Here is a 487-nt window from a genome sequence, read left to right as displayed (position 1 = left end):
TCAGACGCTCGAAGTTGGTGAGCAGGGTGTAGGTGTGGCTGGCGAAGACGGTATCGGTGCCGGAAGCCGCGTCTTCGGTAATGGTGTCGGTGGCGTCGATGTAATAGACGTCCGAACCGGTACCGCCGGCCATGGAGTCGGCGCCGTTACCGCCGGTGATGGTGTCGTTGCCTTCACCGCCGGTTATGGTGTCATCGCCGCCCAGACCGAAGAGCTGGTTGGAACCGCGGCCGCCGGTGACGACGTTGCTGACATCATTGCCCCAGGCATTGATCGCCGCCGTACCCCAGCTGGCCAGCTCGACATTTTCCAGGTTTTCGCCCAGGGTGTAGCTGACCTGGGAGACGACCTTGTCGGTGCCGCCGTCGATGTATTCGACGACTTCGTCGGTGGCGGTGTTGACGTAGTAGGTGTCGTTGCCGAGACCGCCCGCCATGATGTCGCCGCCGAAGCTGCCGTCGAGGAGGTTGTTGCCCGAGTTGCCGTA

1 protein-coding gene is annotated in these 487 nt (G+C 62.8%); it reads right to left on the bottom strand.

Going from position 1 to position 487, the window contains the following annotated elements; genetic code table 11:
- On the bottom strand, nt 1-487 hold a 487-nt coding region (locus ABAC402_RS38960), incomplete at both ends, for a calcium-binding protein (RefSeq protein ID WP_023451373.1).

It is taken from the genome of Asticcacaulis sp. AC402, from assembly GCF_000495835.1.
Classification (GTDB): Bacteria; Pseudomonadota; Alphaproteobacteria; order Caulobacterales; family Caulobacteraceae; genus Asticcacaulis.
Note: the sequence above shows the minus strand (reverse complement) of the source record. Positions and strands in the feature narration are given on the sequence as shown.